14 protein-coding genes are annotated in these 13,571 nt (G+C 53.3%); 3 read left to right on the plus strand and 11 right to left on the minus strand.

Going from position 1 to position 13,571, the window contains the following annotated elements:
- Position 1: 1 nt before the first annotated feature.
- From H924_RS11930 to H924_RS11955, 6 genes are all read right to left on the minus strand, one after another.
- On the minus strand, positions 2-727 hold the full coding sequence (locus tag H924_RS11930) for a sirohydrochlorin chelatase (RefSeq protein WP_015652214.1): 726 nt from the start codon (positions 725-727) through the stop codon (positions 2-4).
- Between the two features lie 112 nt (positions 728-839).
- Complete coding sequence (locus tag H924_RS11935; RefSeq protein ID WP_015652215.1) at positions 840-2,153, minus strand: sulfate adenylyltransferase subunit 1; 1,314 nt, start codon at positions 2,151-2,153, stop codon at positions 840-842.
- A complete protein-coding gene (cysD, locus tag H924_RS11940) occupies positions 2,153-3,067 on the minus strand; it encodes a sulfate adenylyltransferase subunit CysD (protein ID WP_015652216.1) in 915 nt (304 codons plus the stop codon). Before cysD ends, H924_RS11935 begins: the two co-directional genes overlap by 1 nt.
- Positions 3,064-3,861: a phosphoadenylyl-sulfate reductase gene (locus H924_RS11945; protein ID WP_015652217.1), complete on the minus strand. Its 798-nt coding sequence runs from the start codon at positions 3,859-3,861 to the stop codon at positions 3,064-3,066. The genes cysD and H924_RS11945 overlap by 4 nt, the downstream gene beginning before the upstream one ends.
- On the minus strand, positions 3,858-4,121 hold the full coding sequence (locus H924_RS11950; protein ID WP_015652218.1) for a ParB N-terminal domain-containing protein: 264 nt from the start codon (positions 4,119-4,121) through the stop codon (positions 3,858-3,860). Before H924_RS11950 ends, H924_RS11945 begins: the two co-directional genes overlap by 4 nt.
- Positions 4,118-5,854 (minus strand): nitrite/sulfite reductase, encoded by a 1,737-nt coding sequence (locus tag H924_RS11955; RefSeq protein ID WP_015652219.1) that lies wholly within the window; start codon positions 5,852-5,854, stop codon positions 4,118-4,120. The genes H924_RS11950 and H924_RS11955 overlap by 4 nt, the downstream gene beginning before the upstream one ends.
- Positions 5,855-6,269: 415 nt before the next feature.
- Here H924_RS11955 and H924_RS11960 point away from each other — a divergent pair, with 415 nt between their 5' ends.
- Positions 6,270-7,643 carry an FAD-dependent oxidoreductase gene (locus tag H924_RS11960; RefSeq protein WP_015652220.1) on the plus strand — a complete coding sequence of 458 codons (1,374 nt, stop codon included), beginning with the start codon at positions 6,270-6,272 and terminating at the stop codon, positions 7,641-7,643.
- Between the two features lie 103 nt (positions 7,644-7,746).
- On the opposite strand, the gene H924_RS11965 is transcribed toward H924_RS11960, so the two are convergent.
- The gene (locus tag H924_RS11965; protein WP_015652221.1) at positions 7,747-8,163 is read right to left on the minus strand and encodes a VOC family protein; all 417 of its coding nucleotides are present in this window, start codon (positions 8,161-8,163) and stop codon (positions 7,747-7,749) included.
- Positions 8,164-8,234: 71 nt separating this feature from the next.
- Between H924_RS11965 and H924_RS11970 the strand changes: the two genes are divergently transcribed.
- Positions 8,235-8,642 (plus strand): hypothetical protein, encoded by a 408-nt coding sequence (locus H924_RS11970; RefSeq protein ID WP_015652222.1) that lies wholly within the window; start codon positions 8,235-8,237, stop codon positions 8,640-8,642.
- A gap of 7 nt (positions 8,643-8,649) precedes the next feature.
- On the opposite strand, the gene H924_RS11975 is transcribed toward H924_RS11970, so the two are convergent.
- From H924_RS11975 to H924_RS11985, 3 genes are read right to left on the minus strand one after another with little or no spacing between them, the layout of a single operon-like run.
- Entirely contained in the window at positions 8,650-9,477 is an 828-nt protein-coding gene (locus H924_RS11975) for a nitroreductase family protein (RefSeq protein ID WP_015652223.1), read from the minus strand.
- Between the two features lie 36 nt (positions 9,478-9,513).
- Positions 9,514-10,239 carry an AAA family ATPase gene (locus H924_RS11980; protein WP_015652224.1) on the minus strand — a complete coding sequence of 242 codons (726 nt, stop codon included), beginning with the start codon at positions 10,237-10,239 and terminating at the stop codon, positions 9,514-9,516.
- Complete coding sequence (locus tag H924_RS11985; RefSeq protein ID WP_015652225.1) at positions 10,236-10,949, minus strand: AAA family ATPase; 714 nt, start codon at positions 10,947-10,949, stop codon at positions 10,236-10,238. Before H924_RS11985 ends, H924_RS11980 begins: the two co-directional genes overlap by 4 nt.
- A gap of 18 nt (positions 10,950-10,967) precedes the next feature.
- On the opposite strand from H924_RS11985, the gene H924_RS11990 reads away from it, so the two are divergent.
- The gene (locus tag H924_RS11990; protein ID WP_042392772.1) at positions 10,968-12,194 is read left to right on the plus strand and encodes an MFS transporter; all 1,227 of its coding nucleotides are present in this window, start codon (positions 10,968-10,970) and stop codon (positions 12,192-12,194) included.
- Here the strand turns inward: H924_RS11990 and H924_RS11995 are convergent.
- Positions 12,148-13,473, minus strand: a complete 1,326-nt coding sequence (locus H924_RS11995; protein WP_015652227.1) for a M20/M25/M40 family metallo-hydrolase — start codon at positions 13,471-13,473, stop codon at positions 12,148-12,150. The genes H924_RS11990 and H924_RS11995 overlap by 47 nt on opposite strands.
- Positions 13,474-13,571: the final 98 nt, after the last annotated feature.

Below are 13,571 nucleotides of genomic sequence, written 5' to 3' on the forward strand. Positions count from 1 at the left end.
GTTAGAAAGCTGCCAACAGCTCGGCCAGAGCTGCGCGATAACGGGCAGCTACCAAAGGGGCAAGAGCAGTGCTAAGTGGAGTGGAGAAAGTAAGTGCAGCGCCGGTAGCGGCACTAATATTGGGAAGTTGATCAAGGACGCGGTCCAACAACAAACCCTCGGTGACAAAAAGTGGCAAAATGTGTACCACCTTATGTGCTGCAGCTACCTCAATAACTCCAGCTCCACCAGCACCGGCGCCGCCAGTAGCGGGAACAACTTCAACGCTGTGACCGCGGAGTCGGCTCAGGGTCTCCCCCAGCTCAATAACGGCTTCATTTGCTGAAATGTGGGAGCTTCCCACGGAGTACAAGATCACATGAGCATCGGCTGGGGCATCTGCTTTAAGCTTCTCCCCCAACACGGCTGCAACATCTGAACCAGTTCCCAAATGTGGACCAACCAGCAGTTCAACGCCATATTTTTCTTGGGCATCTTTAACTGCTGCTGGCACATCTACTTTGGCATGAAAAGCATTGCTAAAAAGCAGTGGAACTAATCCGGCCTTAGTTACGCCTTGCACACTGAGCTTCCGCACCACGTCATCAAGTGATGGTTCGGAAAGATCAAGATGTGCTTCCACTGCATCCACACCCAGCATTCGGCCAGTCTCCTGCGTTAATGCAGTAATGCCAGCGGCGGCGGATGCTTTGCGGGAACCGTGGGAAAGCGTAATCAAGGGGATCATGGGTTTTTCCTAATTTTGGTGGCCTTGCTGGCCACTAGCAGCCGTAGAAGCTGCTAGCAGCCCTCGGGCCCTCCGCCCCTAACTGGGCAAAATGCCGAGCTAGATCTAGTTACTAGATCTGCCAGTTGTTGCGGAGACGGTGGCCAACAAGACCAGCGGCGAGGGTATCGCCAGTGGACTGATCGATAAGGAGGAAGGAGCCGATTGCGCCGCGAGCAGCATAATCTTCAACTTCGAGTTCGCCGGCTACATCGATACGCACATGAGCGATGTCGTTGAGGCCGTAGGAAGCAGGAGCTTCATTGTCATTCTTGCCATCAATGTCGATAACACGGTCGATGGCGCCAACACGGCCGCGTACCAACTGGGTGCCATAACGAACCTTGACAGCAGCACCTGGTTTGATGTCGCGATCTGCAAGACCAACCACGGTGGCGTTGAAGGAGCGTACGGATTCTGGGCGGTCAGCACCGGAGATCAGCTCGCCGCGGATCAGGTCAATTTCCTGAGCCAGGCGCAGTACTACAGCGTCACCAACGGCAGCGGTTTGTAGTGGGCCATCGGCAGAGTCAATGTGAGTGACCTCGGTGGTACGGCCTTCTGGCAGGTAGACAGTATCGCCTACGGAGACAGAACCAGCATTGATGGTGCCGGCATAACCACGGTAATCGGTGGCATGCTCACGGATGACGTACTGGATTGGGAAACGGAAGCCCAGGTCATGCGCACGTCCACGGGAAACCTCAACAGTTTCCAGGATGTCCAAGACGGTAGGTCCGGTGTACCAATCCATGTTGGTGCTTGGCTCTGCAACGTTGTCGCCTTTGAGTGCAGAGATTGGAACCACGTGAGAATCGGTGACGTCCAGTGCCTTTGCCAGGGAGTTGAAGTCCTTTTCAATGGCGCGGAATTTCGCTTCGTCATAGTCAACCAGGTCGATCTTGTTCACTGCCAAGATAACGGTGCGTACACCCAGCAACGCTGCCACGGAGAGATGGCGGCGGGTCTGCTCAACAACGCCGTGACGTGCATCAACGAGTAGTACAACCACCTGGGAGGTGGATACGCCGGTAACGGTGTTACGGGTGTACTGCACGTGACCTGGGGTATCTGCCAGGATGAAGGTGCGCTTGTCGGTGGCGAAGTAGCGGTATGCCACGTCGATGGTGATGCCCTGCTCACGCTCAGCACGCAGGCCGTCAACCAGGAGGGAAAGGTCTAGGCCTTCAAAACCACGGTCTGCGGAGGTGCGCTCTACAGAGGCGAGCTGATCAGCCAAAACTGATTTGGTGTCATGCAGCAAACGACCAACGAAGGTGGACTTGCCATCATCGACGGAGCCTGCGGTGCACAGACGGAGGGTTTCGCGCTCGGCGATTTTAGCTGAAGCTTTTTTATTAGCTCCATCAAGTGTTGCAGCAGTCATCAGAAGTAGCCTTCCTTCTTACGGTCTTCCATGGCGGATTCGCTGAGTCGGTCGTCTGCGCGGGTTGCGCCACGCTCGGTGAGGGTAGAGGTTGCGATCTCTTCGATCACATCGTCGATGGTGCGAGCTTCGGAAAGCACAGCACCGGTGCAGGACATATCGCCTACGGTGCGGTAACGCACGGTCTTGGTGACAATCTCCTCGCCCTTCTTAGGGCCGCCCCACTCGCCAGCGGTGAGCCACATGCCATCGCGCTCAAAAACTTCGCGCTGGTGGGAGAAGTAAATTGGAGGCAATTCGATATTGCGAGCACCGATGTACTCCCAGATATCAGCTTCGGTCCAGTTGGAGATGGGGAAAACGCGGATGTTTTCGCCTGGCAGGTGTCCACCGTTGTAGAGGTTCCACAACTCTGGACGCTGACGGCGTGGATCCCAACCACCGAAGGAATCGCGCACCGAGAAGACACGCTCCTTGGCACGGGCACGCTCTTCATCGCGGCGGGCACCACCAAGCACGGCGTCATAACCTTGCTCAGCAATGGTTTCTACCAAAGGTACGGTCTGCAGTGGGTTGCGGGTGCCGTCTGGGCGTTCCTGCAGGTCACCGCGGTCGATCCAGTCCTGAACCTTTGCAACACGCAGGCGTGCTCCGGTGCGAGCAACTAGGTTGTCGCGAAATTCCAAAACCTCTGGGAAGTTGTGGCCGGTATCCACGTGCAGCAGTTCAAAAGGCACGGTTGCAGGTGCAAAAGCGCGACGAGCTAGCTCATAAACCACCACAGAGTCCTTGCCGCCGGAGAACAGCAGTCCAACCTTGTCAAATTGGCCTGCCACTTCGCGGAGGATGTGGATGGACTCGTTTTCGAGGTCTTTTAGGTGTGGGGAGAGTTCGGTGTTTAGTGATGTGGTCATGATGAGTGAAGTCCGCATTCTGTCTTGGCGTTTCCAGCCCAACGGCCGGCCCTAGGGTCTTGTCCTTCTGCAACCGGAAGGGTGCAGGTTTCGCATCCGATGGATGGGTAACCCTGATGGGTCAAAGGGTGATCGATAAGGTTGTTGGCTTTGATGAACTCATTGGTTTCTTCCAAAGACCAGGTGATAATCGGGGAGATTTTCAAACGGCCAGTGGCATCTAAGCTCAAGGCAGGTGCCTGTGCACGAGTTGGTCCATCTGAGCGACGCAGTCCGGTAATCCAACCGGCATAAGGGCTCAAGGAAGTAGCCAGTGGCTCAACCTTGCGCATCCGGCAGCAGGCGGTCGGGTTGGACAAATAGAGGTTCTTGCCATAAATGGAGTCCTGCTCAGGGCGGCTGAGCAGCGGCAATGCGGTTACCAATTCCTGTGGGTAACGCTGATCCACGGCACGGGCAACCTCGAGGGTTTCCTTGAAGTGGTAGCCAGTATCCAGGAAGAGGAAATCGGATTCTGGCAAAAACTGCGATGCCAATTCCGCGAGCACAGTGTTCTCCATGCTCAAGGTCACTGCAATTTTGCCGGGTGCGTGCTCGGCCGCCCATTCCAAAATGGTTTGTGCGCTGGCGTTATAGAGCTTTTCAGCGTGCTTTTCGACGAGCTCTTCATTGCGGGCCGCGATGTCGGCCGGCAAAGGCTCGGTAGTGCGGGGACCCTCCGGGGAGACCTCCGGGTCTTTGACAGGACCAGTGTTCTTCAGAACATTGATGCCGTTGATAGATGGGAAAGTCATTGTGGAGTGTCGCCTCCTTCGTTTATTAGGTGGCCGTGTTTGGCCAGTGATTCTTTAAGTGCTTCTGAAGTTGATTTTGCTGGTGCTGGGCGCTGCTCTGGATCATCTTGGCCGTAGTACTTCACTTCGAAGATCCGGGTGCAGTCTGTGCAGAACCAGGCAAATTCTGTTTCCTCATTGGGAAAAAGAGTTTCTCCGGCGCAATAGGGGCAGTAGAGCGGGTGATTGCGGTTCGGGTTGGGTTTGCGACGCAGACTCAACTCAAATCCTCATCCGTGGCGCGCTGTACCCAATCGCGGAATTGCTCTTCTTCACCACGCTGTTCCTTGAACTTGGTGACAACGCGGGTGACGTAATCGCCTACTTCATCAGCAACAACCTTGTGGCCCTTAAGCTTGCGACCAAAGTTTGGATCAATGTTCATGGAGCCGCCCAGGTGAACCTGGAAACCTTCTACGCGGTTGCCCTCGGAATCGGTAACGATCTGTCCCTTAAATCCAATGTCTGCAACCTGTGTACGAGCACAGGAGTTGGGGCAGCCATTAAGCGCAATCTTGATTGGTACATCCAGATCACCAATACGCTCTTCCAACTCATCCACTAGCTGGATTGCGCGTGCCTTGGTGGTGGTGTGTGCCAACTTGCAGAACTCCAAGCCGGTGCAAGAAATGATGCCGCGACGGAATTCCGAGGGAGTGGAATATAGTCCAACTTCATCCAGATCACGAGCCACCTCGGTGAGCTTTTCACGCTCAATATCCAGGAAGATCAGTTCCTTTTCCACGGTGGTGCGGATACGGCTAATGCCATGCTTTTCAGCGATATCGGCAATAGCAATTAGCTGCTCACCAGAGGTGTGACCCACAGTTGGCTTCACACCGAGGTAGAACTTGCCATCCTTTTGTGGGTGAATACCAATGTGATCGCGGTAGCCAGGGTTGGTGGTGATCTCTGGGCCGTCGATGAGTTTGCGCTCTAGGTACTCGGTTTCTAGTACCTCACGGAACTTCTCAATTCCCCACTGTGCCACCAAGAACTTGAGGCGAGCACGGTTGCGCAGACGACGGAAGCCATAGTCGCGGAAGATTCCGGCGACACCAGCCCATACATCTGGAACTTCTTCGATTGGAATCCAAGCACCAAGTGGTTGGGCCAACATTGGGTTGGTGGAAAGGCCGCCACCAACGAAGCATTCAAAACCCACGCCGTGTTCTGGGTGTACAGAAGGCACAAAGGCGATGTCTTGGATTTCGTGGGTGACATCCTGGCGAGAGTTACCAGTAATAGCGGTCTTAAATTTACGAGGTAGGTTCGTAAATTCATCGTCGCTGAAATAACGCTGGTGGATTTCCTTGATAGCTGGGGTTGCGTCGATAAGCTCCTCAGCAGCAACACCTGCAACGGGTGAGCCGAGGATAACGCGGGGGACGTCACCGCATCCGAAGAGGGTGGTAAGTCCAACGGACTCCAACTTATCCCAGATGGTGGGGACATCTTCAATACGAATCCAGTGCAACTGGATGTTTTGACGGTCGGTGAAGTCCGCGGTGGAACGTGCATAATCGCGAGAAATCTCGCCGACGGCACGCAGCTTTTCTGGAGACGCCAGGCCACCATCAAAACGCACGCGCATCATGAAGTATTCATCCTGCAACTCAGCGTCTGGGACGTGGCCGGTGAGCTCACCGCCCAGATCCTGCTTGCGCTGGGTGTAAATGCCCAACCACTTAAAGCGAGGGGCAATATCATCCGGATCAATGGAAGAAAAGCCCTGCTTGGAGTACACATCAATAACGCGCTGCTTAACTGCAAAAGCAGGCTCGTCTTGCTTTACCTGTTCGGTGTGGTTCAGCGGGGTGGTGCCATCAATTTTCCACTGACCCTCTGGCTTGGGCTTGCGTGGTTGACGAGCTGGACGCTCTGCAGTTGCAGAGGTAGCAGGGGCTGCTGCCTTATCCTCTGCTGACTGCTCAGATGTTGTAGGTGATGCCATGGGTGGATGACGCTCCTCAAAGCTTGGGGCTTAAAACGTGATGAATCTTTGTAAATCTTTATGTTTAATCTACGGAAGAACTTAGACGTACCGCTCTGTCTACAACAACATTTAGATTCACACCCTCCCGTTCGCAGATTTAAGGAAAATCAACTTTCGGCATTTTACCTGCATAAACTGGGTAATAACCACAATGAATAAAATAGACCGGACTGTCTACTCCTTCTAGAATCCATGAATTTAATTAGCGGAAATTATTTGCAAGCGCCGCTTATGCTGCTAGCTTTACAGACCAAGCGGTCTACAAGATGGTCTATTTCGCTAGACAGGCCCTTCTAAAAAGTCCTCGCCCCGAGGTTTTAAAGACCCACCCCACATCACAGCCCCACATTTTGGGAACGAAAGGTAAAAGCAGATGACCACTCCCCTGCGCGTTGCCGTAATCGGCGCCGGCCCCGCCGGAATCTACGCATCTGACCTCCTCATCCGCAATGAAGAGCACGAGATCTTTGTTGACCTCTTCGAGCAGATGCCAGCACCTTTCGGCCTCATCCGCTACGGTGTTGCACCCGATCACCCACGTATCAAGGGCATTGTGAAGTCCCTGCACAATGTGCTGGACAAGCCACGTTTGCGCCTGCTGGGCAATATCACCGTCGGCCGCGATATCACCGTTGAAGAACTCCGCGAATACTATGACGCAATTGTGTTCTCCACCGGCGCAGTAGCTGACCGCGATCTCAACATTCCTGGCATCGAGGCCGAAGGCTCCTATGGCGCTGGTGAATTTGTTGGATTCTACGACGGCAACCCACGTTTTGAGCGCTCTTGGGATCTCTCCGCTGAATCCGTTGCCGTCATCGGCGTCGGAAATGTGGGCCTTGACGTGGCTCGTATCTTGGCAAAGACCGGCGATGAACTTAAAGTCACCGAAATTCCAGACAATGTTTATGAGTCCCTGAAGGAAAACAAGGCCACTGAGGTGCATGTTTTCGGTCGTCGTGGCCCAGCCCAGGTGAAGTTCACCCCACAGGAACTTAAAGAACTTGATCATTCTTCCACCATCAATGTGGTTGTTGATCCAGAAGATATCGATTATGACGCTGCCTCCGAGGAAGCACGCCGCGCATCCAAGTCCCAGGACTTGGTCTGCCAGATCCTCGAGCAGTACGCCATCCGCGAGCCAAAGCAAGCTCCACACACCCTGCAGATCCACCTTTTTGAAAGCCCAGTTGAGGTTTTGCAGAAGGACGGCAAGGTTGTTGGCCTGCGCACCGAGCGCACCGCACTTGATGGCAACGGCGGCGTCACCGGCACCGGCGAATTTAAGGATTGGCCAGTTCAGGCCGTCTACCGCGCAGTTGGTTATAAGTCCGATGCCATTGCAGGTGTACCTTTCGACGATAAGCGCCACGTCATTCCAAACGATGGCGGACACGTCCTCACCGCACCAAATGCGGAAAAGGTTCCTGGCCTTTATGCCACCGGCTGGATTAAGCGTGGACCGATCGGTCTAATCGGTAATACCAAGTCCGATGCCAAGGAAACCACCGATATGCTCATCGCCGATGCTGCAGCTGGGGCTTTGGAAGCACCAAAGCACAGCGATGAAAACGCCATCATTGAGCTGCTGGATTCCCGCAGCATTCCTTTCACCACCTGGCAGGGTTGGTACAAGCTGGATGCCGCAGAACGTGCACTTGGTGAGGCCGAAGGCCGCGAGCGCAAGAAGATTGTGGACTGGGAAGAGATGGTTCGCCAGGCTCGCGAAGCTCCAGCCATCGTCTAAAAAGCTGTTTAAGAAAAACTAAAACAGCATAAAAGTGGGAACCGTCGTATCCAAAGGACAGTGCCCACTTTTTGTTATTTAAGCTGGAATTTAAACCCAGCGCTTAGCCACCAATATTGAACATCCAGTGGGTACCAAATCGGTCCTCCAAGGCACCATAAATTGCGCCCCAAGGAGCAGTTTCCAAAGGCATGGTGATGTTGCCACCCTCAGCAAGCTGCTCCCAATAGCCGCGGATTTCTTCTTCCAGCTCGGTGCCACCGGTGATGGACAGCGGAGTGTCTTCGCCCTTCATGCGCTGCATAAAAGAAGGAATATCGGAGCCAAATAGGAATTTCTTGCCATCAATGCGCAGCTCAGAGTGCATAATTTTATCACCCTCGCCGCCTACTTCTTCCTCAGAATGCATGGTACTAAATGGCATTAACTGGAGTTCACCGCCAAAAACCTGCTGATAAAATTCCATGGCTTCTTTGGCGTTGCCATTAAATTGACGATAAGGAGTGAGATCTGCCTGCATGGGGGTTCCTTTGGCTTGGGGATCGTGAATTTTCCTCCCCCAAGGTAGTCAATTTCACTACCCTCGGCAGCATGGAAACCTCAGATTCCCGTCATATTAGCGTGCTCAGCAGCGCCGATGTCCAAACAATTTATGATCTCGCCCGCGACCTCCCGCAGCTTCCCACCTGGGCGTCCGGCTTAGCAGCCGGCAACCTCAGGCTTATCGACGAAAACCGCGTGGAACTTGACTCCCCGATGGGACAAGTTCTCACAACTTTTACACCCCGCAATGACCTCGGAATTCTTGACCATATTGTGGTTCTCCCCGATGGCCAAGAAGTCTTAAATCCTTTTCGCGTAGTCCCCCACTTCTTAGGTTCCGAGCTGATTTTCACCGTTCGTCAAGGTGGTGACAGCGAGGAAAACTTTGCTGCCGATTGCCAAGCAGTCCAAGCCGATTTGGAGCGGCTCGTAGCTTTAGCCGAGGGCCAAGGTTAAAGAGCACTTAACGCAAGCCAAAGCCAGCTTTTTCCATTACTTTCCGCAAGAACTGACGGTTGGTTTTTTCCGTGGCTTTGGCAGCTAATCGTGCCACTAATTGTTTGGTCCATAATTGGTGCTGGCCATAACGCGAGAAATAATGGTCCAAAGCCTGGTTGTAGTCGTCGAAAAGCTCCTGGGTGGGTGCCTGATAGCTGTCCCATGACAGCACCAGCTCTTGGGGCAGGCGTGGTTTAATGCCTGCTGGTTCGCTGGGGTCCGGGTGGCCGAGGGACAAGCCGATCACCGGAACGACAGTCTCGGGGAGGTTCAGGATCTCCTGCATCCGTGCCGCATCATTGCGCACCGCTCCAATATGAACAGTGCCAAGGCCCATTGATTCTGCTGCTAAAGCCGCTGTTTGGGAGGCAATTCCGGCATCCATAAATCCGATGGCAGCCTCATCAAGATAATCAAAGGCACCAGTTTTAGCATCATCTGCTGCCGCCAAGAACTTGGCGCGAGTGATATCAATGCACCACACCAACACCACCCCAGCTTCCCGAATATGCGGAAACATTTGGCGCGCTACCTTGGCGATTTCATCTTTAAGCGCAGGATCTCGGACGGCAACCACAGAAATATATTGCTTATTAGAGGAGCTGGGTGCCGATTGCGCAGCTGCCACAATGGTGCGAATCGTATCTGTGGAAATTGGTTTATCCAACCAACGGCGTACCGATCGATGCCTATAAATCACCTCTAAAGTGTCATTCCACTTATCCGGTTGCCACTGCTGTTCCTTGCCATAACGTGCAGTGAGGAATTCTTTGGCAGTTTTTGGATGATCCATGCTCTCCCCTATTGATAGTGCCCTAAGCACTCAAAATTACTCCGGTCGAGTTACCTCAACCATATAGTCGGCGATCTCTACCGGATCAGCCATAAAATCACGCAATGCCCGAAACGCAATGGTTTCCTCCAATTCCACCCCGCGGCGCATTTGTCCATCGGCACTAAAATCCCAAATTTCGGCACCGGGAATAGCTAAAAGCACTGGCGAATGGGTCACCATAATGATTTGCGAGCCACCTGCAGCAATGTCATGTAATTGCGCCAACAATGTCATTTGACGGATAAAAGACAAACCTGATTCCGGCTCATCCAATAAGTACAGCCCAGGTCCCACAAAGCCCTGCTGGACAATGTGCATCACCGATTCTCCATGAGACATCTCATGCAGGTTCACCCAGCCCGGGGCTTCTGCCCCATAGGTAGCTGCAACATTAAAGTAGGATTCCGCCCTTAAGAAATATCCCGCCATAGGTTGTGGACCGAAGTGCGCTTTTGCCACGTTACGCAGGGGATTTTCAAAACTATTAAAGCTGCCATCAAAGGGTCCACCGTGGACTCTAAAGCCAGCATTCACCGCAATAGCTTCCAAAAGCGTGGATTTACCCACTCCATTTTCCCCAGTGATTAAGGTGACGGGGTGCCTGAAATCAAAAATCTGCGAGCGCTGCAAAGCTTTAAAAGCTGGGACCTGCACAGTCCACAGGGCAGCCTCCCCAATTGGGCTCTCCAGAGCCACGATGTCCTTAATATAAAGGCTCATTGGGTGTCCTCTACCAGGAAAGCTGCGGTGCCGCGGGGATCATTGAGAAATTCCCGGGCAGCCTGCACCGCCTCAGTGTCCTCAAAAGACACCCGGCGCAGCCCTGCATCCGTGACCTCAATAATGTCTGCTCCTGGGGTAGCCAAAAGAATCGGCGAATGTGTGGCTACAATAATCTGCGATCCTGCTGCTGCCAGGTGCACTAGATTTCCCATAAATTCCAATTGGCGCAGCTGCGATAAACCGGCTTCTGGCTCATCTAAAATAATCAGTCCAGGCCTGCGCAGCCGGCGTTCCACCAGCGCCATTATGGATTCCCCGTGGCTCATCTGTAAAAGATCCGACAGCGGATCTCCCGCCAGTCCACCATGATAGGAAGCCAGGTTATAAAAGGTTTCACCCCTGAAGAAGTAGGCATCTTTGGGGTTTGCCCGGCGCGTTAACTTCAGTGATTTATGTAATTCAGAAACAATATCCTCGCTGCGCCCAAAGTTGGCGTGTCTGGATCCGCCGGCGGGATTAATGCGCATCCCCACTGCTAGGGCTTCCACCAATGTGGATTTACCCACCCCATTATCCCCGGTGATTACCGTAATGGGGGTTTTAAACTCCAGCGGTTTTTGAAACAAAGAGTGCACCACCGATAGCTCTGATAAATATCCCGCGAGGCTATCGGGGCTATCCACCAAGGCCACCTTTGTTAAAAACATAGCTCCCAGTATAGATGCATGAATTACCCTAAATCCATGACAATTGCCGTGCATCCACAGCGCTCTAAGGTTCTCAGTGGCCTGATCATTGCCCAGATTATGGTGGGAGCTTCCAATGGTGTCACGCTGTCCATGGGCAGTTTGTTGGCTGCACATTTAGCCGGTGCTGCCTGGGGTGGTTCGGCAGCTACCTTTACCACCATTGGTGCAGCACTATTTTCCATTCCTTTAGCACGAATGGTGCAAAAATATGATCGTCGCACCTCGCTGACCACGGGAATGCTGCTGGGTTGTCTTGGTGCGCTGGCAGCCATGTTGGGTGCTCAGTTTGGGATTTCCCCGGTTATTTTGCTGGGCTTTTTGTTCTTGGGCGCCATGAGTGCCGTTAATTTGCAGGCGCGATTTGCGGCCACCGATGTTGCTAGTGAGGAATCCAGAGGTCGCGATTTATCCCTAGTGGTGTGGTCAACCACTATCGGCGCTATTGCGGGGCCAAATCTTTTTACTCCCAGCGCACGCTTTAGCGAGTGGCTAGGTCTAGAGCAGCACGCGGGCGCTTATCTGCTCTGCCTTTTCGGACAATTGGTTGCCATTGGCGTGTGGCGGTTCACGCTGCCCAAAGGCCTTAAACCTGCAGGTACCAACACCACCCAGCTAATAGTTAAGAAGCTGACGGCCGGCGCGCGCCGGGCGATTTCCACAGTTGCGGTTGCTCATTTCTCCATGGTGGGGCTGATGTCCATGGCAGCAGTACACATGGATCATCTAGGACTAAGCCTGAGCATCATTGGCTTCACCATCAGCCTGCACGTAGCAGGAATGTATGCATTATCGCCGGTCTTTGGCCTGCTTAGCGATAAAATCGGCCGCCGTTTTGGCATCTTTTTAGGCCTGGGAATGCTCGGCGCAGCAGCCCTCTTTATGATCTGCTGGCCCGATCCGCAGTGGTCAGTCGTCACCTCAATGATTTTGCTGGGCTTGGGCTGGAATTCCGCGCTTGTTTCTTCCTCTGCGTTGCTTATCGACGAAACCTCCGCCCCAGCACGGACCTTTGCACAGGGGCGCAGCGATTTAGTGATGAACCTGGCCGGTGCCAGTGGTGGAATCCTGGCAGGTCCCCTCATTACTCTCGGCGGAATGCCACTACTAGCTGGCGTTGTTGCAATAGTGGTGGCAATCCAGGCAGTGTTTAACCTTCCTAGGAAAGGAACTGCTTCACCACAGCCTCATATCCTTGCACAGTGAGTTCTAAATCTTCCAGGTGCAAGGCCTCATCATGGGAATGCAATTGCCCCATGGCATAAGCCAAGGTGCGCTCAGGTGCGTGGACGGCAAAACCATAACCCACTCCTCCCTGCTTGCGGGCAAAGCGTAGATCCGAACCTCCGGTAGAAATCACCGGCACCACGGGGCTGTCTGGGAAGAAGTCACCCAAAACGGAAGTTAGGGTCTGATAAAGCGGGAAATCAGTGGGGCTTAAAGTCGCTTCCTCGGAAATCAGGTGCTCAATTTCCACCTCTGCAGCTAAATCGCCCAACGCAGTGCGCAACACCTCATCAACATAGTCATTGCTTTGGCCTGGCAAGGTGCGGATATCTAATTCCAAATAGGCGTGTGATGGCAAAACATTAATGGCTTGACCTGCACGAACCACAGTCTGTGCGATTGTGAGGTGGGAAATAGCATGAGCAATGCGGGAAAGCTCACCAAATTCTGCATAGGCTGCTGGGTCAGTGCCTTCCAAAAGTGCCTTTTCCGTAGCGGGATCAAAGCGGTGTGCCTGCACCAAACCTTGCCAAATATCGTCCTTGGCTACAGCAATCTCAGCAGCATCAATACGGCGCGCTACCTCGGCAATCTTAACGATTGCGCTATCCCGGTCAAAGGGAATGGAACCATGTCCGGCATCACCGTTAACATGCAGACGACGTTGGGCAGCGCCCTTTTCACCCACGGTAATCACCACGGAATCACTGCCATCGGTGGCATGCAGATGCGATCCACCAGATTCAGAGAGGCAGTTTTTCCAGCTAAAGAGGTGAGGATGCTCTTCCATTAGCCATTTGGCACCGAGCCCACCTCGCGCTTCCTCATCAGCAACACCGACAAAAGTAAGGGTGCCACGCAGTCCCCCGGTGCGGGCGACTTCACGGGTGACGGCTGCTTGCGTTGCTGTAATAAAGAGCATATCGACGGATCCTCGTCCCCAGATTTTTCCATCCGAAATCTCGGCAGCAAAAGGATCCTTGGTCCACTTGGGGCGATCTACAGTGACCACATCGGTATGTCCCAGCAGGGTAAGTGGTTCCGCAGCGGGATCAGAACCTGGCACCGTGACGATAATTGAGGTGCGACCTGGGCGTGGCTCTAATTTTGTTATTTCCACATTGGGGGTGCCAGCAAAAAATCGTTCTAAGGTTTCGGCATTTCGAATCTCTTGTCCTGAATCTGGGGTGAGATCGTTAACGCAAGCGTTTTGGATAAGTTCCTGCAGGAGTTGGCGGGTGTCGTCGAAAAGCGTCATCTTTTTCCTTAATTTTGTGGTTTAAGCATCAAAGTACACCGTTTTATGGACTAAGGAGTTCAATCAAATTAGACTGAACTGTCTATAGAAGTTATGTC

Source organism: Corynebacterium callunae DSM 20147 (assembly GCF_000344785.1).
In the GTDB taxonomy this organism is placed as follows: Bacteria; Actinomycetota; Actinomycetes; order Mycobacteriales; family Mycobacteriaceae; genus Corynebacterium; species Corynebacterium callunae.